17 protein-coding genes and 1 pseudogene are annotated in these 20,996 nt (G+C 64.5%); 11 read left to right on the plus strand and 7 right to left on the minus strand.

Annotated features, from left to right (window positions below):
• The 3 genes from AC1D34_RS15905 to AC1D34_RS15915 all read right to left on the minus strand — a co-directional run.
• On the minus strand, positions 1-941 hold a 941-nt coding region (locus tag AC1D34_RS15905), incomplete at its 3' end, for a P-type ATPase actuator domain-containing protein (RefSeq protein ID WP_476824698.1).
• Between the two features lie 77 nt (positions 942-1,018).
• Positions 1,019-1,861 (minus strand): universal stress protein, encoded by an 843-nt coding sequence (locus AC1D34_RS15910; protein ID WP_441507697.1) that lies wholly within the window; start codon positions 1,859-1,861, stop codon positions 1,019-1,021.
• Positions 1,862-1,985: 124 nt separating this feature from the next.
• Positions 1,986-2,387 carry a hypothetical protein gene (locus tag AC1D34_RS15915; protein WP_441488297.1) on the minus strand — a complete coding sequence of 134 codons (402 nt, stop codon included), beginning with the start codon at positions 2,385-2,387 and terminating at the stop codon, positions 1,986-1,988.
• Positions 2,388-2,525: 138 nt separating this feature from the next.
• On the opposite strand from AC1D34_RS15915, the gene AC1D34_RS15920 reads away from it, so the two are divergent.
• From AC1D34_RS15920 to AC1D34_RS15930, 3 genes are all read left to right on the plus strand, one after another.
• Positions 2,526-3,368 (plus strand): universal stress protein, encoded by an 843-nt coding sequence (locus tag AC1D34_RS15920; protein WP_441507699.1) that lies wholly within the window; start codon positions 2,526-2,528, stop codon positions 3,366-3,368.
• An 89-nt stretch (positions 3,369-3,457) separates the two neighbouring features.
• A complete protein-coding gene (locus tag AC1D34_RS15925) occupies positions 3,458-6,148 on the plus strand; it encodes a bifunctional acetate--CoA ligase family protein/GNAT family N-acetyltransferase (protein ID WP_441507700.1) in 2,691 nt (896 codons plus the stop codon).
• A 317-nt stretch (positions 6,149-6,465) separates the two neighbouring features.
• Complete coding sequence (locus AC1D34_RS15930) at positions 6,466-6,864, plus strand: DUF983 domain-containing protein (protein ID WP_043238048.1); 399 nt, start codon at positions 6,466-6,468, stop codon at positions 6,862-6,864.
• A gap of 53 nt (positions 6,865-6,917) precedes the next feature.
• On the opposite strand, the gene AC1D34_RS15935 is transcribed toward AC1D34_RS15930, so the two are convergent.
• Positions 6,918-8,300 (minus strand): aminotransferase-like domain-containing protein, encoded by a 1,383-nt coding sequence (locus AC1D34_RS15935; RefSeq protein ID WP_476824699.1) that lies wholly within the window; start codon positions 8,298-8,300, stop codon positions 6,918-6,920.
• 321 nt (positions 8,301-8,621) lie between these two features.
• On the opposite strand from AC1D34_RS15935, the gene AC1D34_RS15940 reads away from it, so the two are divergent.
• Positions 8,622-9,296, plus strand: coding sequence for a response regulator (locus AC1D34_RS15940; protein ID WP_476824700.1), 675 nt, complete (start codon positions 8,622-8,624; stop codon positions 9,294-9,296).
• Between the two features lie 16 nt (positions 9,297-9,312).
• Here AC1D34_RS15940 and AC1D34_RS15945 read toward each other — a convergent pair whose 3' ends face one another.
• Positions 9,313-10,812, minus strand: a complete 1,500-nt coding sequence (locus AC1D34_RS15945) for a sensor histidine kinase (protein ID WP_476824701.1) — start codon at positions 10,810-10,812, stop codon at positions 9,313-9,315.
• Between the two features lie 446 nt (positions 10,813-11,258).
• Positions 11,259-12,131 (minus strand): MurR/RpiR family transcriptional regulator, encoded by an 873-nt coding sequence (locus tag AC1D34_RS15950; RefSeq protein WP_441488303.1) that lies wholly within the window; start codon positions 12,129-12,131, stop codon positions 11,259-11,261.
• 95 nt (positions 12,132-12,226) lie between these two features.
• Here AC1D34_RS15950 and AC1D34_RS15955 point away from each other — a divergent pair, with 95 nt between their 5' ends.
• The 6 genes and pseudogenes from AC1D34_RS15955 to AC1D34_RS15980 all read left to right on the plus strand — a co-directional run bounded on the left by AC1D34_RS15955 (position 12,227) and on the right by AC1D34_RS15980 (position 18,612).
• Complete coding sequence (locus AC1D34_RS15955) at positions 12,227-13,840, plus strand: ABC transporter substrate-binding protein (RefSeq protein WP_441488304.1); 1,614 nt, start codon at positions 12,227-12,229, stop codon at positions 13,838-13,840.
• Between the two features lie 41 nt (positions 13,841-13,881).
• Positions 13,882-14,854, plus strand: a pseudogene (locus tag AC1D34_RS15960) (ABC transporter permease).
• Positions 14,851-15,759: an ABC transporter permease gene (locus tag AC1D34_RS15965; protein WP_069879499.1), complete on the plus strand. Its 909-nt coding sequence runs from the start codon at positions 14,851-14,853 to the stop codon at positions 15,757-15,759. The pseudogene AC1D34_RS15960 and the gene AC1D34_RS15965 overlap by 4 nt, the downstream one beginning before the upstream one ends.
• Entirely contained in the window at positions 15,756-16,736 is a 981-nt protein-coding gene (locus AC1D34_RS15970; RefSeq protein WP_476824702.1) for an ABC transporter ATP-binding protein, read from the plus strand. The genes AC1D34_RS15965 and AC1D34_RS15970 overlap by 4 nt, the downstream gene beginning before the upstream one ends.
• Complete coding sequence (locus tag AC1D34_RS15975) at positions 16,733-17,740, plus strand: ABC transporter ATP-binding protein (protein WP_476824703.1); 1,008 nt, start codon at positions 16,733-16,735, stop codon at positions 17,738-17,740. Before AC1D34_RS15970 ends, AC1D34_RS15975 begins: the two co-directional genes overlap by 4 nt.
• Entirely contained in the window at positions 17,737-18,612 is an 876-nt protein-coding gene (locus tag AC1D34_RS15980) for an alpha/beta hydrolase family protein (protein WP_441488307.1), read from the plus strand. Before AC1D34_RS15975 ends, AC1D34_RS15980 begins: the two co-directional genes overlap by 4 nt.
• Before the next feature lie 90 nt (positions 18,613-18,702).
• Here AC1D34_RS15980 and AC1D34_RS15985 read toward each other — a convergent pair whose 3' ends face one another.
• Positions 18,703-20,121 (minus strand): M20 family metallopeptidase, encoded by a 1,419-nt coding sequence (locus AC1D34_RS15985; RefSeq protein ID WP_441488308.1) that lies wholly within the window; start codon positions 20,119-20,121, stop codon positions 18,703-18,705.
• A gap of 201 nt (positions 20,122-20,322) precedes the next feature.
• Between AC1D34_RS15985 and AC1D34_RS15990 the strand changes: the two genes are divergently transcribed.
• Positions 20,323-20,996, plus strand: a 674-nt coding sequence (locus AC1D34_RS15990) for an ABC transporter substrate-binding protein (RefSeq protein WP_476824704.1), incomplete at its 3' end; no start/stop codon positions are given.

The following is a 20,996-nucleotide window of genomic DNA, read 5'->3' on the forward strand; positions in this document are numbered from 1 at the left end:
TCCTTGACCAGTGCGCCGCCCCGCGCGGTCTTCGAGATGCCTGAAATGATCGCGACCGGCACGGCGAGGATCAAGGGACAGGGCGTCGCCACGACGAGGACTGCCAGGGCGCGGATCGGGTCGCTGCTCAGCAGCCAGGCGGCCCCCGCGATCGCGAGGGTCAGCACGAGAAAACCGATGGCGTAACGGTCCGCCAGGCGAGCCATCGGCGCCTTGCTCGCCTGCGCCTGTTCCACCAGCTTGACGATCCCGGCATAGGTGCTCTCGGACGCCGGCCGGCTCGCGATCAGATCGAACGGGGCTCCGAGCAGCGTTGCTCCGCTGAGCACCTCGGCGCCGCGGCTCAGGCTCTTCGGCACGGATTCTCCGGTCAAAGCCGAAAGGTCGAGCACGGCGGTGCCGCTTGCGACATGGCCGTCGACCGGCAGCACCTCCCCGGTGCGCATCAGCAGGCGGTCGCCCTGGCGGATCGCGGCAATCGGCACTTCCTCGAGTGTCTCGCTGCGATAACGCATGGCATTGAAGGCGACCCGGCCGAGGAGGGCCGACATCTCCCGGAGCGCACGCCCCTGGGCAAAATTCTCGAGCAACTGGCCGCCGGCATACATCAGCGCGACGACATTGCCGGCCAGGCTTTCGCCGAAGGCCAGCGCCGCCGACATCGACAGGGCAGCGACGATATCGAGACCGACATCGCCGCGCCGCAGCGACCTGACGATCTGTATGATGAGCGCCAGCAGCACCGGGATGGTCGCAACAGTCCAGGCGCGACTGGCTGAGTTCGCCATGCCGCTCCACCAGAACCAGCCGCCGGCAATGAGCCCGGCCAAAGCAATGCCGACCAGAATCAGGTCAAGATGCTGGCGATAGAGCCGGGAGGTCCGCGCCGCCCAGCTTTCACTGTCGGGCTGTGTCAGGGCCTCCGCCTGAGACTGGGGCACCCCGAAACCTCCTATGCGAGCCGGATGGGAGCAGGGATGTCATGCGGACGGTGGACGCCTGCGAAGCCGGCAAAGCCTCAATGTGACATCAAGCAGCAGACCGGTGAAGCTTGCAGCAGATCGCGCGTCATGCCGCCAAACATCCATTCCCGCATGCGGTTGTGGCCATAGGCGCCGGAAACGATGAGATCGGCGCCGTGCTCGGTCGCAAAGTCGATCAACTCGTTGACTGCATGCTTGGCACTGTCGGTCTGCAGGACTGCCTTTGCCGCCACACCGTGCAAGGTGAGATAGTCGCGCACGTCTTCGGCGCCCTGATCTTCGGCATCCGGGCCGATCGACAGGACAGTCACGGATTCCGCCTGCATCAGAAGCGGCAGGGCATCCCGCACGGCACGCCGCGCTTCCCGCGTATCCTTCCAGGCGACCAGGATATGCTTGCCGGAGAGATAGCTGACGTCGGGCGGTACGACGAGGAGCGGCCGGCCAAGCGACATGACCAGATCGCCCGGAGAGAGGCTCATCCCTCCCTGGACGGGATCGTGAGGGGCTTGGCGCGCCAGCACCACGAGATCTGCTGCGCGGGCCTGGTCGAGAACGAAGTTTCGCGGTGTCTCGATGGCGCTGCGCCAGACGAGGTGCTTCATGTCGCCGGCGGCCTTGCGGAATATCGCTTCGGCGCGGGCAAGCTCTGCTGAGACTGCGCGCTTGCTCTCCTCAATCAGGAGCGCGTCGACGCTCGCCAGGCCGTCGCCGACATAGGGGAGAACGAAGTCCTCTGCGGCGATGCCGATCAGCCGGCTGCCGAAACGATCCGCCAGGGACGCGGCCAGCTTGACCCGATCGGCGGCCCCGCTGCCGAGGTTCAGCGGCACCATGATGCTGGCGTAACCCGCCTGCGCTTTCACCGTTGCTGTCATCGCATGTCCCCCAAATCTCGACGCATCCGTGGCATCTATGATCGAGCCCAGTGTGCAGGGACGCATTGATATGGAGCAAGGCGCCCCCCTGCACACCGGCACCGCGCAGATGCCGTAGATGCCTTCAGGCGATGACTGGTTTGACCGGGGCCCTCGGTTTCACGGCAATGATCTGGAAGGGCTGCAGGTGGCCGTCACCGTCGCGGATAGAGACATAGTCGCCGACGACGAAGCGGTGCCGGTCGAGCCGGTAGCCGGCCTCGTCGTCATCGCTGCCGGAATCGTCATAGTCGATGAACCAGGTCGCGCCGCCGGCGCCTCCGGCCCGGCGCAGGAGCCAGCCGTGACGATCCGGCTCCCCCACCGAGAAGCGCCTGACGCGGCAGAGATCGCGCTGGTCCTGCCAGGCGGCCGCATCGATATGTCCGTCAGGGTCGAGCGGCGCGGTGATCTCGTAGCCATGTCGTGGGCTTCCCTCGGGATAGCCGCTCGTCCGGGCGAGATGAAGGGTGATGACATAAAGCATGATGGTCGTCCGTCCTTTCTGCCGCTTGGATATGCAGGCCACGATCAATCGCGCATATTTCGGGCGCGTCCGGTTTGATCTGGCGCAAGGACGTTTTGGCCGGACTGGCGGAGGTTCTTTCGCGTACTGGAGGACGACATGATCGAAGGCATCAAGAGCATATTGGTGGCGGTGACGGAGGAGGGGCAGACCGAGGAGAACCTTGCTGTCGGCTACGGGCTTTCGTTGGCGCGGCAGACGAATGCGCATCTTACGGTTCAGGCGGCGGCAAGCCGGTTTTCCGTGCCCTATTCGATGATCGATGATTTCAGCGGTGCGATCGTTGCGTCGGAGAATCGGCGCATCGCCGGTCTCGCGCAGAAGCTTGCCTCCGACGCCCGGTTCGCGGCCAATCTTGCCGGCGTGGTCAGCACGGTGGAGAGCCCTCAACTGATCTACAGCAGCCTGCTGCAGCGCTTTCTCGACCATGCCCGCGTCAACGACCTCTCAATCCTGGATGCGGAGCCGGCGACGCTCGCCATCGACCGCGGCCTGATCGAGACGGCGCTGTTCGAGAGCGGCCGGCCGGTCCTGGTGGTTCCGCCTGGCCATCCCGGCTTCTCCGGAGAGACCATCGTCATCGCCTGGGACGGCGGGGCGAGCGCGGCGCGTGCGGTTGCCGATGCCTTGCCGTTTCTGCGAGCCGCCAAGGCTGTCGAGATCGTCTCGGTCACCGGCGAGAAGGACCTGTCCAACGCGGTGCCCGGCGTCGAGCTGGCACCTCATCTCGCGCGTCATGGCGTCGATGTCACGGTCAAGACGGTGGCGCTCGGCAAGGGGCGCGACGTCGCGACCGCACTCCAGGACGAGGCGGCCGAGTTCGGTGCCGGCTTCATCGTGTTGGGTGGCTATCGCCATTCCCGCCTGCGCGAATGGCTGCTCGGCGGGGTGACGCAATCCCTGCTCAAGAACAGCAAGGTGCCGCTCTTCATGTGCCATTGATCGTTGCGGGGAAAATGGCTCAACTCTGCAAACGCGCGGTTGAGCCACTCCCGGCTTGAGACCGGGCGCGTTCAGCCCGGTTTCCGCTCATGAGCATTCGGAATTTCGACGCGCTCTTCAATCCTCGCGCGATCGCCCTGATCGGGGCCAGCAATCAGCCCGGTTCGGTCGGGGCGACGCTTGCCGCCAATCTCTATGGCGCGGGGTTCAAGGGGCCGATCATGGCGGTCAACCCGCATGAAACGGCGATCCGCGCGGCGTTGAGCTATCGCTCCGTCACAGAACTCCCTGTCACGCCCGACCTTGCCGTCCTGGCGACGCCGGCAGCGGCGGTTCCCGAGCTGATATCGGAGCTCGGACAACGTGGTTGCCGCGCCGCAATCGTGATCAGCAACGGCTTTGGCGACAGTGCGGCCACGGATGGGCTGCGGCAACGGATGCTCGATGCGGCCAAGACGCATCTGATGCGCATCGTCGGGCCGAACTGCCTCGGCCTGATTTCCTCCGCCCGCGCGATCAATGCGAGCTTTGCGCATCTGACGCCGCGGCCAGGCCATATCGCCATCGTCAGCCAGTCCGGCGGCATCATGTCGGCGCTGCTCGACTGGGCTGACCGGCGCAGTATCGGCCTTTCGCACGCGATTGCGCTCGGCGACACCAGCGATGTCGACGCGGGCGACATGCTCGATTACCTCGGCACGGATCCGACGGCGCGCTCAGTGCTGCTCTATGTCGAGAACATCTCCCATGCCCGCAAGTTCATGTCGGCAGCCCGGGCGCTGGCGCGCATGAAGCCTGTCATCGTGGTGAAGGCCGGGCGCAGTGCCGCCGGAGCGCGGGCGGCGCTGTCGCATACCGGCGCACTTGCGGGCGCGGACGCAGTCTATGACGCTGCCTTTCGGCGCGCCGGCCTGTTGCGGGTGGCCGAACTCGATGAGCTCTTCGCCGCGGCCGAGATCCTGGCAAAAGGTGTCCGCGTCACTGGCGACCGGCTGACCATTCTGACCAATGGCGGCGGCGCCGGCATCCTCGCCGTCGATGCCGTAGGAGAGCGGGGAAACCGCGTCGCGACCCTCAGCCCGGCGGTGATCGCCAAGCTAGAAAGCGTGCTGCCTGAAGGCTGGTCGCGCGGGAACCCGGTCGATGTCCTGGGTGACGCAACGGGAGATCGTTACGCGGCTGCGCTGGAAGCGCTGCTGGAAGAGCGCGAGAGCGATGCCGTCCTGGTCATCAACTGTCCGTCCGCGGTCGCCGACGGCGCGGAGACGGCACGTGCCGTGTCCCGGGTTGTCGCACGGCAGAAGCATGTTCCCGTCATGACGAGCTGGCTCGGCGGCACGCTCGCGCAGGCCGCCAGGGCGCATCTGCGTGACGGCGGACTTCCGAATTTTGCAACACCGGAAGAGGCGGTCCGGGCCTTCAGTCATCTCGCCGCCTTCCGGCGAAACCAGGAGCTTCTGCTGGAAACCCCGACAGCTGGCGTCGCGATTGCGCCCAGGCAGGTCGAGGCGGCGCGCAAACTCATCCGGGCAGCCCTGCGCGAGAAACGCACGTCGCTGACGGAACCGGAATCCAAGCAACTGCTTGGGCTGTTCGGGATACCCACCGTCGAGACGAAGCTGGCGGCGACCCCGGAGGAGGCCGGAGCATGTTTCGAGGGGATCGCGGTTCCGGTGGCGCTGAAGATTCTCTCGCATGACATCATCCACAAATCCGATGTCGGCGGCGTCGTCCTGGGCCTGAAGAGCAGGGCGGAGGTCGAGGCTGCGGCGCGCGAGATGCTGGAGCGCGTGGGCCGGTTTCGACCCGCGGCGCGGATCGATGGCTTTGCGATCCAGCCCATGATCTCCCGACCGAAGGCACACGAACTGATCCTCGGCATTGCTCAGGATGAAACCTTCGGTCCCGTGATCCTGTTCGGACGCGGCGGCACCGCGACGGAGGTGATCGGGGACCGCGCCATCGGGTTGCCGCCGCTGAATTCGGTCCTGGCGCGCGACATGATCTCGCGCACGCGGGTTGCGCGGTTGCTGGCGGGGTTTCGCGACGTTCCCGCCGTGCCGCTCGAACCCGTCGTCGATATTCTCGTTCGCCTGTCGGAGCTGGTCGTGCAGCTGCCCGAGATCATCGAGCTCGACATCAATCCGCTTCTCGCCAACTACGAAGGCTGCATTGCGCTCGATGCCCGGATCGTCATCGCCGGCAAGAAAGGGCGCCGTCTTGGACTGGCGATCAGCCCCTATCCGCACCAGCTCGAGCGCGAGATCGCGCTTGGCGACGGCACGCAGCTCCATCTGCGCCCGATCCGGCCCGAGGACGAGAGCGCTCTCGCCGAGATGGTCGCGTTGTGTACGCCGGACGATCTGCGGATGCGCTTCCTGGGACCGGTGAAGATCTTTCCGCATGCAACGGCGGCCCGGCTGTCGCAGATCGACTATGACAGGGAAATGGCCCTGGTCGCGGGGGAGCCCGGTGCGCCCTATGGGGTGGGGCCGATCTTCGGCGTCGTCAGGATCTCGGGCGACCCGGAGCGCAAGACGGCGGAATATGCGATCCTCGTTCGCTCCGACATGAAGGGGCGGGGCCTCGGTTATCGCCTCATGACCGAAATCATCACGCATGCGCGGGAGCAGGGCTACCAGCGGCTCTTCGGCGAAGTGTTGGCGCATAATGTTCCGATGCTGCAGATGGCGAGCGATCTGGGCTTCCGCGTCACGCATGCCGATGGCGATACGGTTCATGTCGAGCTGAAGCTCGATGCGCCGGAGCCGAAGTCGTGAACCTGCATTCCGCTTCGACCGCCAAGCCGGCTGGGGCATCGCGGCGCGGCTGACCGTTCGGCGCTCGCTTCTCACCCGTCTCGTCGCGCAGGGACGCTGTGGTGTCAGTCCCGATCTCGCGCCGTACCCGCGACTTCAACGCCCCTAGACTTGCTCCATCGCGCGGCAGAAGCCTGTTGCCGGCGCGATGTGTCTGTCGTGAGGATTGGCCCGTCGCTTTTCATCTGTGTATGCGTACAATCTTGACATTGTACGTCTGTGTCGCCATTTAGTGGGCGACGTTGGCCGCTCAGAGCTGGCTTCAAGGAGTTGTTCCCGTGTCCGACCAAGAATGGCCACCCCTCTCGCCTGCCCAGACCGGCCTGCGCGGACGGTGTCCGCGTTGCGGACAGGGGCACCTGTTCGAGGGCTTTCTGAAGCTGCGGCCGAAATGCGAGGTCTGTGGTCTCGACTATTCCTTTGCTGACCCTGCCGACGGGCCGGCCTTCTTCGTGATGATGTTTGTCTGCATTCCGGCCGTGGTGTTCCCGCTCTGGCTCGAAATGGCATATGAGCCGCCGGCCTGGGTTCATCTCGTCACCACCTTGCCGTTGATCCTGCTGACCTGCATCCCGCCGCTGCAGCCGTTGAAGGGCTGGCTCGTCGCAGCACAGTTCTTCCACAAGGCTGAGGAAGGTCGGCTGGCGCGCCCCAAGGGTGAGAAGACGCCGGCCTGACCCGGAGGAACGGAGCGCGTTGAGGAGGCCGTGCCTGCGCGCTCCTGGTCTCGTCAGACGATCCCCTGATGCTGCGAGCGCTCATTGCCCATGATTGCGGCCAGCGCCTTCAGGGCATGGGCGAGGCGGCCGCGTTCCGGCACGCCGCCCAGAGAAATCCTGACCGCGTCCGGGGCCTCGCCTTCGACGCTGAATGCATCCGATGGCGTGACCCCGAGGCCTTCCTGACGGACTGCCTCGACCAGGCGGTAACGATCCCAATGCGCTGGCAGCGGCTGCCAGATATGCAGGCCGTTCGGATGATGCCGGGCCGAAGCCGGCAGGATGGAGCGGGCCAGCTCCTGGCGCGCTGCAGCCTCGCGGCGCACCCCGTCGAGCAGGTCGCCAGCGGCGCCGATCCGGATCCAATGGGTTGCAAGCGCCGTCATCAGCGGGGGTGGCATGAGTGCAATGCTTCGCAGGATCGCGACGAGCGCGTCACGGTTCTCGTCCGGTGGCAGGACGACGAAGGCGGTACGCAGCCCCGGGGTCAGGACCTTCGACAGGGTCGCGACATGATAGGTCCGCTCCGGAGCGAGGGCGACCAGCGGTGACGGAGCATCGCCGGCGAGCAGGCTGTAAGGGTCGTCTTCGATGATCCTCAGGTGTTTTGCCCGCGCGATCCGCWCGATCTCATCGCGTCGTGCAGGCTGCATCGTCGCCGTGGTCGGATTCTGGATCGTCGGCGTCACGCAGAGCAGTTTTGCGCCGGATTCATCAATGGCCCGCTCCAGGGCGCCCGGCAGAAGACCCTCTTCGTCCGTCGCGACGGGGACAGGCCGTAGCCCCGCCAGCCTCACCGCTGCAAGCAGGCCGGGATAGGCGAGGGCCTCGACCAGAATGGCCTCACCCGGTTTCGCGAGCAGGCTGGCCAGTGCCACGAGCGCCGGCTGCGCGCCGGGGGCGACGAGCAATCTGGCGGGTTCTATCCGTCCGAGAACGGGCTCAAGCCAGGCACAGCCGGCCGCCCGGTCCGCCAGCGAACCCGCTCCGACATGATAGGTCATCAGCAAATCGGCACTGGATCGCGACAGGACCTCTGTGAGACCGCGCTGCATCAATTCAGCAAGGCGTATGCCTTTCGGGGGCGGGGGAATGTTCATGCTCAGGTCGATGAGCGGACCCGATTGTTCCTTCCGCGTCGAGATGAAGGAGCCGCGCCCGGTTACCGCATCGAGCAGATTGCGATGTCTTGCCTCTGCATAGGCGCGAGTAACCGTCGTCAGATCGACGTCAACAAGTTTGGCGAGTTGCCGCTGCGGTGGGAGTCTGTCGCCAGGGCGCAGGGTGCCGTTCGCGACGGCCTCGGCAATCAGTTCGACGATCTGGAGGTAACGCGGGCCTGCAGATGGATCGAGCTGGCGGATCCACTGCATTGTCTCGTCGCTCCGCGCCATGCCGGCTCTCCCGGTTCCATGCATTGTATGATAATGTCTGCATACGATACACGAGACGATGGCGGCAAGCCAATGGGAATGCCGAGGCGCGGGGTTGATCCATTTGACTGAACGATCAACGCAATCCGGGTGCGGTCTGTGACCTGGATCACATTAATCACCAGGTATTCGTGCAAGATCTAGCCATACGGCGGTTCCTGGGCGAGCGTTTGGCGCGAAGACAACATAAGTTAACCCTTCGTTCACCAAGTCATTTACACGAGGCTGTAAATGAGCCAGCATGCTCTCAGCGTCGCGGCATAGAATTGGGGGAGGCCAGCGATGGATGGCATATCGATTGCGGTTGTAGACGACCACCCGCTTCTGACCGAAGGGATCGTTGCACTGCTGCAACGTAAAGGTGGATTCTCGCTCGTTGCGACTGGTTCCGCTGCTGATCACATCACAGCGATCACGGAAACTCACCAACCTGACGCGATGATTGTCGATCTGAACATGGCGGGCGATGCCTTCCAGGCGATTTCGGACGCATCCAAGGCTGCGCCTCACATGAAAATGGTGGTGTTCACCGCATCGACCAGTACCGACCATGCTATTCAGGCGCTCGACGCCGGCGCCAGTGGGTACGTCCTCAAGGGCAGTCCCGCCGATGATCTCTTCGACGCGATTGAGGCGGCGCGGCGAGGCGAGATCTATATCACGCCTGCTTTCGCCACCAAGGTGATCGGTGCGCTGCAAAGCAAGGCGCTGGAGAAGAGGGCGGCGCAGAGCACCAGGCTGAGTGTGCGGGAGGACCAGATCGTGAGGCTTCTCCTGTGCGGGAAGCAGAATCGAGAGATCGCCCGGGCCCTCTCGCTGAGCGAGAAGACGATCAAGGGCTATATGACCAATCTCATGCACAAGCTGAATGCCAGGAATCGTCTCGAGGTTGTTATCGCGGCGCAAAGGCTCGTTCCTCCGGCATCTGATACGCGTGATCCGGCGAGGCCTCGATAGGGGCGGGATCGCGCCGTCAGGATCGCATGGGCAGCGTGGCGCGCACTTCGGTTCCACCTGTAGGTAGCCGACTCACTGTGAGTTGGCCTCGCAATGCCTTGATGCGGCTGTCCATGCCCCGCACCCCGAGGCCGCCACCACCGAGTGTCGTGTCACGGTGCTGGACGGGCAAGGTGCTGCCACTGTCCGACACGCAGATCTCGAGCATGTCGTCGCCAATGCGGGCTTCGACCTTCTGCCCCCGCCCCCCGGCGTGTTTATAGGCGTTGGTCAACGCCTCCTGCACGACCCGGTAAGAACAGAAGCGGATGGCGACGGGAACCTGTGCGGGCAGTTCGGCGATGTTGCGAAGCACATGTGTGCCTGTCTGCTGCTCATGGCGGGTAATGGCCAGATGGATGGTCTCCGCGAGAGAGAGATTCTCCGCCTCGGGCAGTGCCAGTCCTGACGACAGGTTGCGCAGATCCGAGAGGACCTGCTGGATCAGGGGTTCGAGCTCGCCGTGAGCATGGGCTGCGGGCGCCACGGTCCCGCTCGCCCGATCTGCTGCAGAGGGCAGCTTCAGCATCATCAGGCTTAGGAGTTGGATGGGCCCGTCGTGGATGTCGGCGCCAATGCTGGCAAGATAGGTCTCGTTGAGAACGGTGGCGTTGAGCCTGGCCCGGTCCGCTGCCCGCCTGAGCGCATTGTTCCGCTTCGCCAGGGCTTCAGCCCGCGCCAGGTTCTGCTCGAGAAGAGCCTGCTGGCTACTGATGATCCGGCTCGCGCGTTTGACGATGACATGTAGCAGGATGACGATGACGATGGCGACATTCGCGATGAGGAACCATGTCGCGTATCGGACGCTGGAGATCTCTCGGTTCATGAACTGGCTGAACTCGTAGAATTCTCCGATCGCGATGATGTCCCTGGTCTTCTCCCTGTAGATCGGCGCATAGATCTCGATCAGCTTTGGCTTTAACTTCAGAGCCCTGAGCTCATCGCCGTCATCGTCGAGATCGGTGTCGACGACGACGTTGCCTGCCATGATCCGCTTGATGTCGCCTGCCGGCAGCTTCCCGTGAGACTCGACCTTGCTCGTGCTGAAGATCAGGTTCCCGTTGAGGTCCCATAACTTGATGATCGCGACGTGGCGGCCGAGGCTGGTATTAACCAGCAGGGCCTGGATCTTCTCACGGCTTTCCTCCGGTAATGTGTTCGAGGCATCCAGCCCCTGCACATGGGGTGCCAGAAATCCCTCGAGATAGAGCGCTCCCGTTTCCGCCATGCCTTGAATCCAGCCGGAGCGAATCCGGCTCTCGACCCAATAGCCGAGAGCAGCCATGGACAGGCCGACGGCCAAGGCGGCGGTGAGGAGGAACTGGCGTTCGAGGGTCAGGGCGTTCCAGCGTTGCAGGATTGCGTTGCGGAATGCGGTGGGCCAGCGCCACTTCTTTCCGTCCCCAACCGTCGTGTCAGTTCCTCCGCCCTGCGCCTGGGAAGCGCCTGCGTACTTGTCATTCACCCGGTCGTTCATCCACAATCCATCGTGGCATCGATCCAGTGCGCGATCGTCTCGGTGCTAGGCCGTGTCTTCCGCGTATTCCAGATTAGAAGAATAGCAATTTGTGCACTCTTGCGCCAAGGCCAATGTTCTGCCGATAGACGAGAATTCTCCGTAAATTTTAAGATTTTGAATCAGATAGTTTTCAAAATAGCGCAGAAATCCTGGGCCATGAACGACCTCTTCGGGTTCGACACTTGCCTTGGTTACCTGTCGACAAGTCGGCGGATACACCGTGACATAACCCGATAGAGCGGGGGCACTGTCATCGCGCTGCTGTGCAAGAGCCTGAATCGCTCTCGCTTCAGTTGAATTCGTCTTGCGATGCTCCTTCAGTAGCGCGAAGCGCCATGATCGGCGCCGGTACACGGGTTTGTTGCTACACCCCGTCTGTTGACGGGGGGCATGGCAAGCTCACCTCAGTGGTGAAATGTCCAGAGCAGGCTTTCGCTCAAGCCCTTCAGTGCTTCGACTGCGTCAGGTCGCTCGCGGGCGATCGCCGTAATCAGGGCGTCCGCCAGCGCGAAGATCGCAGTCGGCGAATTCGGCAGAAGCCGATTCCGGGCCGGGGCGAAGAGCGTGATGTCGGCGATGTTGGCGAGTGGGGAGGTGGGGCCGTCCGTCAGCGCAAGCAAAGTCGACCCCCGCTTCTTCGCGAAGGAGGCGAGGTCGAGCGTGGTGCGCGAATAGCGCGGCACCGAGATCGCGACGACGAGGTCGTCCGGCCTGGCCGAGAGCATGTGGCGAATGGCTCGTTCAGGGCCAGCGCGTGAGGACGCGAAGGTCACGTCGGCGTCGAGATAGAGCGCGAGCCCGTCCTCAAGGAAAGATGCGACATGATGGCTCGCCCCCGACGCGGCGATGAAGACGCGGCGCGCCTTGAGCAGCGCCTCGATCGCCCGTGTCGTGGTCGCCTCGTCGAGGGCGTCCCGCGCGGCCTGCAGATTGGCCGACTGGTCGGAAAGGGCGTCAACAAAGGTGGCGAAGGTCGAGCCCGCGGCCGAGCGTGCGCCTGCAAAACTGTCGACCGGATCGAGCGCGAATTTCAGGGCCGAGGAGAGGGCTGCACGGAATTCGGCATAGTTTCCATAGCCAAGAGCGCGGACGAAGCGCGTGACGGTGGCGTTGGAGGTCCCGCTGCCTTCAGCCAGTCCTTCGATCGTCATGGTGGCGACGTCGAGTGGGTGCTGCAGCACGAAATCGGCCGCACGCCGATGCCCGTTGCTCAAGGACGGGTAGACCCGGGCGATCCGGTTCGAGAGATCGGTCGTCGGCTTCAAGCCTTGGGACATGCGTCTCCACCCGATTGACGTTCGAATATTTTCATGTTTGCTACCCAACGAAAATGAAGCTGTCAAAATGGTTCACATTGGGAGCGGAGATGACCATGCGTAAATCCTTAATGGTTGCGGCTTTGGCCGGAACCTGCCTTGCCGCCGCGCCGGCCTGGGCCCAGACCCTGCGCATCGCGCTGGCTTCGGAACCGACAGCTGTCGATCCGCATTACCATGATCTCACGCCGAACAATGCGCTGGCCCAGCACATCTTCGACTCGCTCGTGCGTCAGGACGAGAAGCAGAAGCTCCATCCCAGCCTCGCCAATTCCTGGGAGAATGACGGCAAGAACCGCTGGACCTTCAAGCTGCGCCAGGGCGTCACCTTCTCGAACGGCAAGCCCTTTACTGCGGAAGACGTGGTCTTCACGTTCTGCCGCACGCTGAAGAACGAGACCAAGGTCTCCGATTCCTTCGCCGATATCACCGGGAACTTCGCCTCGGTCGAGGCGCCCGACGCCCACACGCTGATCATCAACACGATCAACCCCGAACCGCTGATGCCGAACCTGCTTTCGAGCCTCAGCATTCTCTCGGCTTCGATCGTCGAGCATGGCCCCATCAGCTATGACGTTCCCAAGAACTGCGGCGTGACCGGCGCGTGGCCGGCCGTGAGCGGTTTTAATGACGGCAGCCTCGCCATCGGCACGGGCCCCTACAAGCTGAAGTCCTATGTTCGCGGTTCGTCGATCGAGCTCGAGCGCAACCCGAGCTACTGGGGCAAGGCCGAGCCTTGGGCGACCGTGCGCCTGCTGCCGGTGACCAATGCCGGTCCGCGCCTGGCCGGGCTGCTTGCCGGTGACTACGACGTCATCGAGAATCCCGCGGCGCGCGACCTTGGCCGCATCAAGGGTGACAAGCGCTTTGGCCATGTCGTCACGCCCTCGACCCGCGTGATGTATTTCCAGCTCGACGTGGCCCGCGACCAGAGCCCCTTCGTCAAGTCCGAAGACGGCAAGAACCCGCTCAAGGACCCCCGCGTCCGGAAGGCGATGTCGCTCGCCATCGATCGTGACGCGATCGTCAAGCGGATCATGGACGGTGCGGCAGAGCCGGCCTACCAGTTCCTGCCGACCGGTATGTTCGGCACGCTGCCGAACCCGCCGAAGCTGGCCTATGACCCGGCTGCCGCCAAGAAGCTGATGGCCGAGGCAGGCTATGCCAAGGGCTTCCAGCTGACGCTGTCCTCGACCAATGACCGCTATATCAATGACAGCCAGATCACCCAGGCTGTCGCGCAGTACCTGACCCAGATCGGCATCAAGACCGAGGTCGATGCGATGACGCGCGCGATCTATTTCCCGCGCCGCGCCAAGAAGGAATTCAGCGTTGCGCTCGGCGGCTGGGGTTCCGGCACCGGTGAGGCTGCGTCCTTCCTGCGTCAGTGGCCGCCGACCCCGAACGACGAGAAGACCCTCGGCGGCTCGAACTATGGCGGTTACAAGAACGACGCGTTCGACAAGGTGATCCGCACTGCCGTGACGACGCTCGACGATGCCAAGCGGGCCGAATTGCTGCAGGAAGCCGGCAAGCTGGTGCTCGCAGACGGTGCGTTCATCCCGCTGCACTTCGAAAGCGGTATCTGGGCGTTCAAGTCCGACCTGAACGTCACCGGCCGCGCCGACCAGTTCATGCTGGCGATGTCGGTGAAGCCGGTCGCCAAGTAAGTCCAGTCATCCAGTAAGCGTAGCAGAGTCGATCAAACGCAATGACCGCCTATGTTTTGCAGCGGCTGATCCAGAGCGTCATCGTTCTGCTCGCGGTCTCGGTCGTGGTTTTCTTCGCCGTCTATGGCATTGGWGACCCGATCGAGCTCCTGGTCTCGCCACAGGTCAGTGCCGCCGAGCGCGCGGCCCTGATCAAGCGGCTCGGCCTCGACCTGCCAGTCTGGCAGCAATATTTCACCTTCATGGGCAATGAAGGGCGATCTCGGGCGCTCCTTCGTGCATGGCGTGCCCGCGATCGAACTGATCCTCGCCCGTCTGCCCGCGACCTTCGAACTGGTGCTGCTGGCGATGACGCTGGCCGTCACGGTCGGTGTGCCACTCGGGCTGTTCGCGGGACTCGATCCTGACAGCCGGCCGTCACGGATCATCATGGCGAGTACCGTGCTCGGCTATTCCCTTCCGAATTTCTGGAAGGGGATGATGCTGATCCTGCTCTTTGCGGTCGTGCTTGGCTGGCTGCCGACGGCCGGCCGCGGCGAGACCGTCTCCGTGCTCGGCGTACAGACCAGCCTGCTCACGCTGGACGGGCTGCAGCATCTGATCCTGCCGGCGCTCAACCTCGCCATCCCCAATACGGCACTGATGATCCGCCTCGTCGCGGCCGGCACGACCGAGACGATGACGCAGGACTATGTGAAATATGCCCGTGCCAAGGGCGTGCGCCGCAAGCGGATCGTCGGTCGGCACGTGCTGCGCAACATCCTGATCCCGGTCGTGACGGTGGTCGGCATCGAGTTCGGCAGCCTCGTCGCCTTCTCCACCATCACTGAGACGGTCTTCGCCTGGCCCGGCATGGGCAAGCTCCTGATCGATTCGATCTACCAGCTCGATCGGCCGGTGGTCGTCGCCTATGTGCTGCTGGCAACGCTGCTCTTCGTCACGGTGAACTTCCTCGTCGATATTCTCTATGCCGCGCTCGATCCGCGCGTGAAGCTGACCGGAGACATGGCATGAGCGCGCCGGCGAAAGCTCCAGTCGTGCCGGCCTATGCCGATACGCCCCTGCGCGAGAAGGTGTTGCGCCGGATCCGGAACCGGCCGACGACGCGCGGCGCCGCGATCCTGCTCGGTATCCTTGTCCTGCTCGCCGTACTTGCTCCCGTCATCGCTCCGCAGAACCCGCACGACCTCGCCTCGTTGAGCGTGATGGACAACCGGCTGGCTCCGGGAGACAGCGGCATGACCGGCATCACCTACTGGCTTGGTAGCGATGCCCAGGGTCGCGACATGCTGAGCGCGATCCTCTACGGGCTTCGGACCAGCCTGATGGTTGGTCTCACGGCGACCGCGGGCGCGCTCGTCATCGGCATTACCGCCGGCCTGCTCGCAGCTCAGTTCGGCGGCGCGGTCGATGCCGTGATCATGCGCGTCGTCGACTTCATGCTCGGCTTTCCCTCGATCCTGATCGCGCTCGTGCTGCTCGCCTCGATCGGCCGTGGCGTCGACAAGGTGATCTTTGCGATCGTGCTGGTGCAATGGGCGCAATATGCACGATTGATGCGTGCCGCCGCCCTGGTCGAGCGTCGCAAGGAATATATCGAGGCGGCGCTGAATTTCGGTCTGCCGACCCGACATATCATGCTGGCCCATCTCCTGCCGAACTCGGTCGGCTCGGTGCTCGTGGTGGCCTCGATCAGCATTGCGAGCGCAATTACGCTGGAGGCGACCCTGTCCTTCCTCGGCGTCGGCGTGCCCGTGACGCAGCCTTCGCTCGGACTGCTGATCGCCAACGGCTTCGAATTCCTCCTCTCCGGCGAATACTGGATCGCGGTATTCCCCGGCATCGCGCTGGTGCTGCTCATCATGTCGCTCAATCTTGTCGGCGACCGCCTGCGCCGCAGCTTCAACGTGCGCTCATGAGTGCTCTGCTTCTCGAGGTCCGGGGACTCAGGACCGTCTTCCACGCGCTCGATGGCGCCTGGCCGGCCGTCGATGGCGTCGATCTCAGCGTCGCGCGCGGCGAGGTGCTCGGGCTGGTCGGAGAATCCGGTTCCGGCAAGTCGGTGACCGGTTTCTCGCTGGTCCAGCTCATCGATCCGCCGGGCGAGATCGTTGCGGGCGAGATCACCTTCGCCGGCGAGAACCTTCGCGAGGCGTCCGAAGAGCGGCTGCGCAAGCTGCGCGGCGATCGCATCGCCATGATCTTCCAGGATCCGCTGATGACGCTGAACCCGGTGCTCAGCATCGGCGAGCAGATGAGCGAGGCGATCCTGGAGCATCGCCAGTGCAGCCGCGCGGAAGCGCTGAGCGAGGCGGCCAAGGCACTGGCACGTGTCGGCATCTCCTCGCCGGAGGCACGCCTCAAGCAATTCCCGCATGAGTTCTCGGGCGGCATGCGCCAGCGTGTCGCGATCGCGACCGCGCTGCTGAATGCACCCGACCTGATCATCGCCGACGAGCCGACCACCGCGCTCGACGTCACGATCCAGAGCCAGATCCTGTTCGAGGTCCAAAAGCTCAGCCGTGAAACCGGTACGGCGGTGCTGTGGATCACCCATGATCTCGCGGTCGTCGCCGAGCTCGCGGACCGGGTCGCCGTGATGTATGCCGGCCGGGTTGTCGAGATCGGTCCGGTCGACTCCGTGCTCGACCAGCCGCGGCATCCCTATACGCTTGGTCTGCTGAATTCCTCGGCCGCGATGGTCGAGCCGGGTGAGCGCCTGAACCAGATCGACGGCGTCGCGCCGCGGATCGATGGGCGCCCGAGCGGCTGCCCATTCCGCCCCCGCTGCAACCGGGTCCAGCCGATCTGCGCGGAGCAGGATCCGACGCCGACCGGGACCGCCGAACGCAGCTTCCGTTGCCATAACCCGGTTCCGCAGGGAGAGGCAGCATGAGTGCGCCCGTCTTCGAACTGAAGGGTGTGACCAAGCACTTCCGCCGCAGCCCCACCCTGGCGGAACGCATCCTGATGGCGACCGGTCGCGGCRAGGCGCCGCCGGCGCTGCGAGCCGTCGACGGCGTCGATCTCAGCGTCAAGCGCGGTGAAGTCCTCGGGCTCGTCGGTGAGTCCGGCTGCGGCAAGTCGACCCTGGCGCGTGTCGCCACCGGCATCCTCAAGCCGAGCACGGGCGAGGTCATCTACGAACAGAAGCCGGTGGCCGGGCTCAAGGGCAAGGACCGGCTCGAGTTCCYGCTCAAGGTCCAGATGATCTTCCAGGACCCCTACGCCTCGCTCGATCCACGCATGAAGGTCAGCCGGATCGTCGGCGAGGCGCTGAGCGTCCATAAGCTGCTGCCGAAGGCTGAGATCGAGGCCGCTGTCGATCAGGCGCTGACCGAAGTCGGGCTCGATCTCGCCTATCGGGAGCGTTATCCGCACCAGTTCTCGGGCGGCCAGCGCCAGCGTATCGGCATTGCCCGCGCGCTCGCGGTGAAGCCTGATTTCCTGGTCTGCGACGAACCGGTGTCGGCGCTCGACGTGTCCATCCAGGCCCAGGTCATCAACCTGTTCATGGATGTGCGGGAGCGGCACGGGCTGACTTATCTCTTCGTCAGCCATGATCTTGGGCTGGTGCGCCATATCAGCGACCGGGTCGCGATCATGTATCTCGGCCGGATCGTCGAGATCGGATCTGCCACTGCGATCTTCGCCGAGCCGGCGCATCCCTATAGCGCGGCCCTGATCAAGGCGATCCCGTCGGCGGCCGGGCGCAAGCGTGATTTCCAGCCATTGAAGGGCGAGTTGCCGTCGCCACTCGCACCGCCGCCAGGCTGCCCGTTCCACCCGCGCTGCGAGCTCGCGATGCCCGTTTGCCGTGAGGTCCGGCCAAAACTGACCGAGATCGCGCCCGGCCGCAGCGCCGCCTGCCATTTGCACAAGGCCCCGGAGACCGCATGACCACCGCTTCGCTTACGCCCGCTATCGGCCGCAGCACTCTGCCTTTCGTCGATCGCTTTCATCCCGACAGGCCGCTCGAGGTCAATATCTATCGTCCCGCCGGCCACAAGCCGAACGACCCGGTAGTGGTCGTGCAGCACGGCATGCTGCGCAATGGCGACGAGTACCGCGATTTCTGGATCGATGCTGCGGAGAAGCACGGCCTCCTGATCGTCGCCCCGACCTTCTCCAACGAGCATTATCCGCAGGCCGAAGGCTATAATAACGGGCTCGTTCTCGGGGCCGGCGGCGCGATCGCTGCACGCGACACCTGGCTCTATTCCGTGCCGCAGCGTGTGCTCGAGGCGCTGCGTGCCGGTGGCGTCATCGACCGTCCGGTGATCCGCATCTTCGGCCATTCGGCCGGCGGTCAGTTCGTCCATCGGATGCTGGCGACGCAAGGCTCGGAACCCTTCGAGGCGGCGATGGCCTCCAATCCGGGCTGGTACACATTGCCTTGCCTTGACAGGAGTTTCCCGGAAGGCCTCGGTGAGCTCGGGCTGGATCAAGCGGCGCTGGCGCGTTGGCTTGCCTATCCGATGATCATTTTCGCCGGTGACCAGGACATCGCCACCGCCGATCCGAACCTGCCATCGCAGGCCGAGGCGCTGGCTCAGGGGCCGCATCGCTACGGCCGGGCCCACTTCATGCTCGACTTCGCCAAGCGCGAGGCGGCCCGGCTCGGGCTGCCCTGCAACTGGCAGCTGATCACGGTGAACGGAATCGGCCATGACGGCGCGGCGATGTCGCGTGCCGCAGCGGCCTACTGGTTCGAGGGCGGCCGTATTCCCTCAGCCGAGGAACTGGGCCAGCAGGCCGCTCCGGTCCTCTGAGGTCATCGTTCGTCGCGGCGTGCTGCCGCGGCGACTTGAAACCGAAAGCTGTCCCCAGCCGCCAGTGGCGGCTGGGGATTGTTTTATGTCTCAGCCGCGCGACATGTTCAGCGGCGGCTGCACTTCCCCCGGCAGTGGCGAGACATAGCCATCCTTGCCGACGCGGGTCTTCAGGTCGGCCTTTGCCGCAGCCATCAGGGCAGGGTCCGAGAGCACGGCGGCTCCGGTCGCTGCCATCGCCTTGGCAACCTGGACCATGGCCTTGTGCGCGGCCGGGCTTTTGCCCTGCGCCACCACCTGCCAGGTGTGGAAAGGCGTGCCGATCGCGACGGTTGGCGCGTGAGCCTGAACCGTCGGCACGACCCAGCTGACGTCGCCGACATCCGTCGAGCCGATCATCGGATTGCGCGGCGCGTCGAGCGGGACAACGAAATCGGCAAGCGGAGCCTCGGTTTCAGGCAGGCCGATCGAGCGCCAGGAGGAAGCGATCTCCTGAGGCGAGAGCGTCGAGCGGATATCGCGGGCGAAGGCGCGGTCGGTCTCGTCGAAATGCGGAGCGCCGAGCTCCTCGAGAATGTCGTGCATCGCCTTCTCGAGCGGGGTGTTGCCGACGACGTTCGAGACGGCGCTGATGATGCGCATCTCCATCTTGGTTTCGGTCATCAATGCCGCGCCCTCGGCGATCTTGCGGACGCGTTCGACGAGCTCGAGCATGCCGGGCAAATCGCGCGCGCGAATCGAGTAGCGGACGCGCGCATGCGCCTGCACGACGTTGGGGGCGATGCCGCCCGTATCCAGCAGCGCGTAGTGCACGCGCGCGTCGCTTGGCATGTGCTCGCGCATATAGTTGACGCCGACACTCATCAACTCGACGGCGTCGAGCGCGCTGCGGCCGAGATGCGGCGAGGCCGCAGCATGGGCGGCGCGGCCGGTGAAGATGAAATCGGCACGCGTATTGGCGAGCGAGAGGGGAGGGGTGACCTCCCAGAAGCTCGACGGGTGCCAGGAAATCGCAACATCGGCGTCGTCGAAGGCACCCGAGCGGACCATGAAGGCCTTGGCTGCGCCGCCTTCCTCAGCAGGGCAGCCATAGTAGCGTACGCGCCCCGGGATCTTGTTCTCGGCCAGCCAGTTCTTCATCGCGGTGGCGGCGAGCAGTGCGGCGGAGCCGAGCAGGTTATGCCCACAGCCATGACCATGGCCGCCATCCTCGAGCGGCTGGTGCGTGGCAACACCCGCCTCCTGGCTGAGGCCGGGGAGTGCGTCATATTCGCCGAGGAAGGCGATGACCGGGCCGCCTTCTCCGGCCTCGCCGATGACGGCCGTCGGGATGTCGGCGACGTTCTCGGTGATTCGAAAGCCCTGGTGGCGGAGCTCGGCGACATGTTCGGCCACGGAGCGCTGTTCGGTATAGCAGACCTCGGGCATGCCCCAGACCCGTTCGCTCAGCGCGATGAAGCGCTCCTTGCTTGCGTCAACCTGGCGCCAGAGGTCGTTTCGATTGTCCATTTTTATCTCGCTTCTAAGYGTTTCCGCATTTGAGCAAGCCAGGAGAGTCTCGTCCAGTCAGTTCCAAGCGGGACTGCAAGGCGCTGCGCTGCATGGTTGACGCGCTCTTTGGCACATGCCTTGCTGGGAGCAGCTTGAGGGAAAAGCAGGGGGCGCAAGACCTCCGGAGTTTTGTCGGTTGCCGATTGGCGGAGGGTATGTATGAACGAACACGGCCTGCGAGGTTTGATCGCGGATGTGAAGGAAGGTGGCCTGTCGCGGCGCTCCTTCGTGCAGAAGATGGTGGCGCTGGGACTGAGCGCACCGATCGCAACCCAGATGCTGGCCTGGAACGGCGTCGCGATGGCGCAGCCGGTCGACGATTACAAGCCGACCAAGGCCGGCGGTGGCGGGCCGCTGAAGATCCTGCTCTGGCAGGCGCCGACCCTGCTGAACCCGCATTTCGCCTCTGGCACCAAGGACCAGGAGGCCTCGCGCGTCTTCTATGAACCGCTCGCCGGCTGGGATGCCGAAGGCAATCTCATTCCGTGCCTCGCTGCCGAAGTCCCTTCCAAGGAGAATGGCGGTCTCGCGGCCGACGGCAAGTCGGTGACGTGGAAACTGAAGCAGGGCGTCAAATGGCATGACGGCAAGCCGTTCACGGCCGATGACGTCGTCTTCAACTGGGAATATGCTGCCGATCCGGCCACCGCCGCCTACACCACCGGCTCCTACAAGGACATCAAGGTCGAGAAGGTCGACTCCCACACCGTCAAGGTCATCTTCGCCGAGGCAACGCCGTTCTGGGCCGATGCCTTCGTGGGCGTCGCCGGCATGATCATCCCGAAGCACCATTTCGGCGAGTACAAGGGGGCCAAGTCGCGCGAGGCTCCGGC

This window comes from Allobosea sp. P1_A7 (assembly GCF_056406775.1).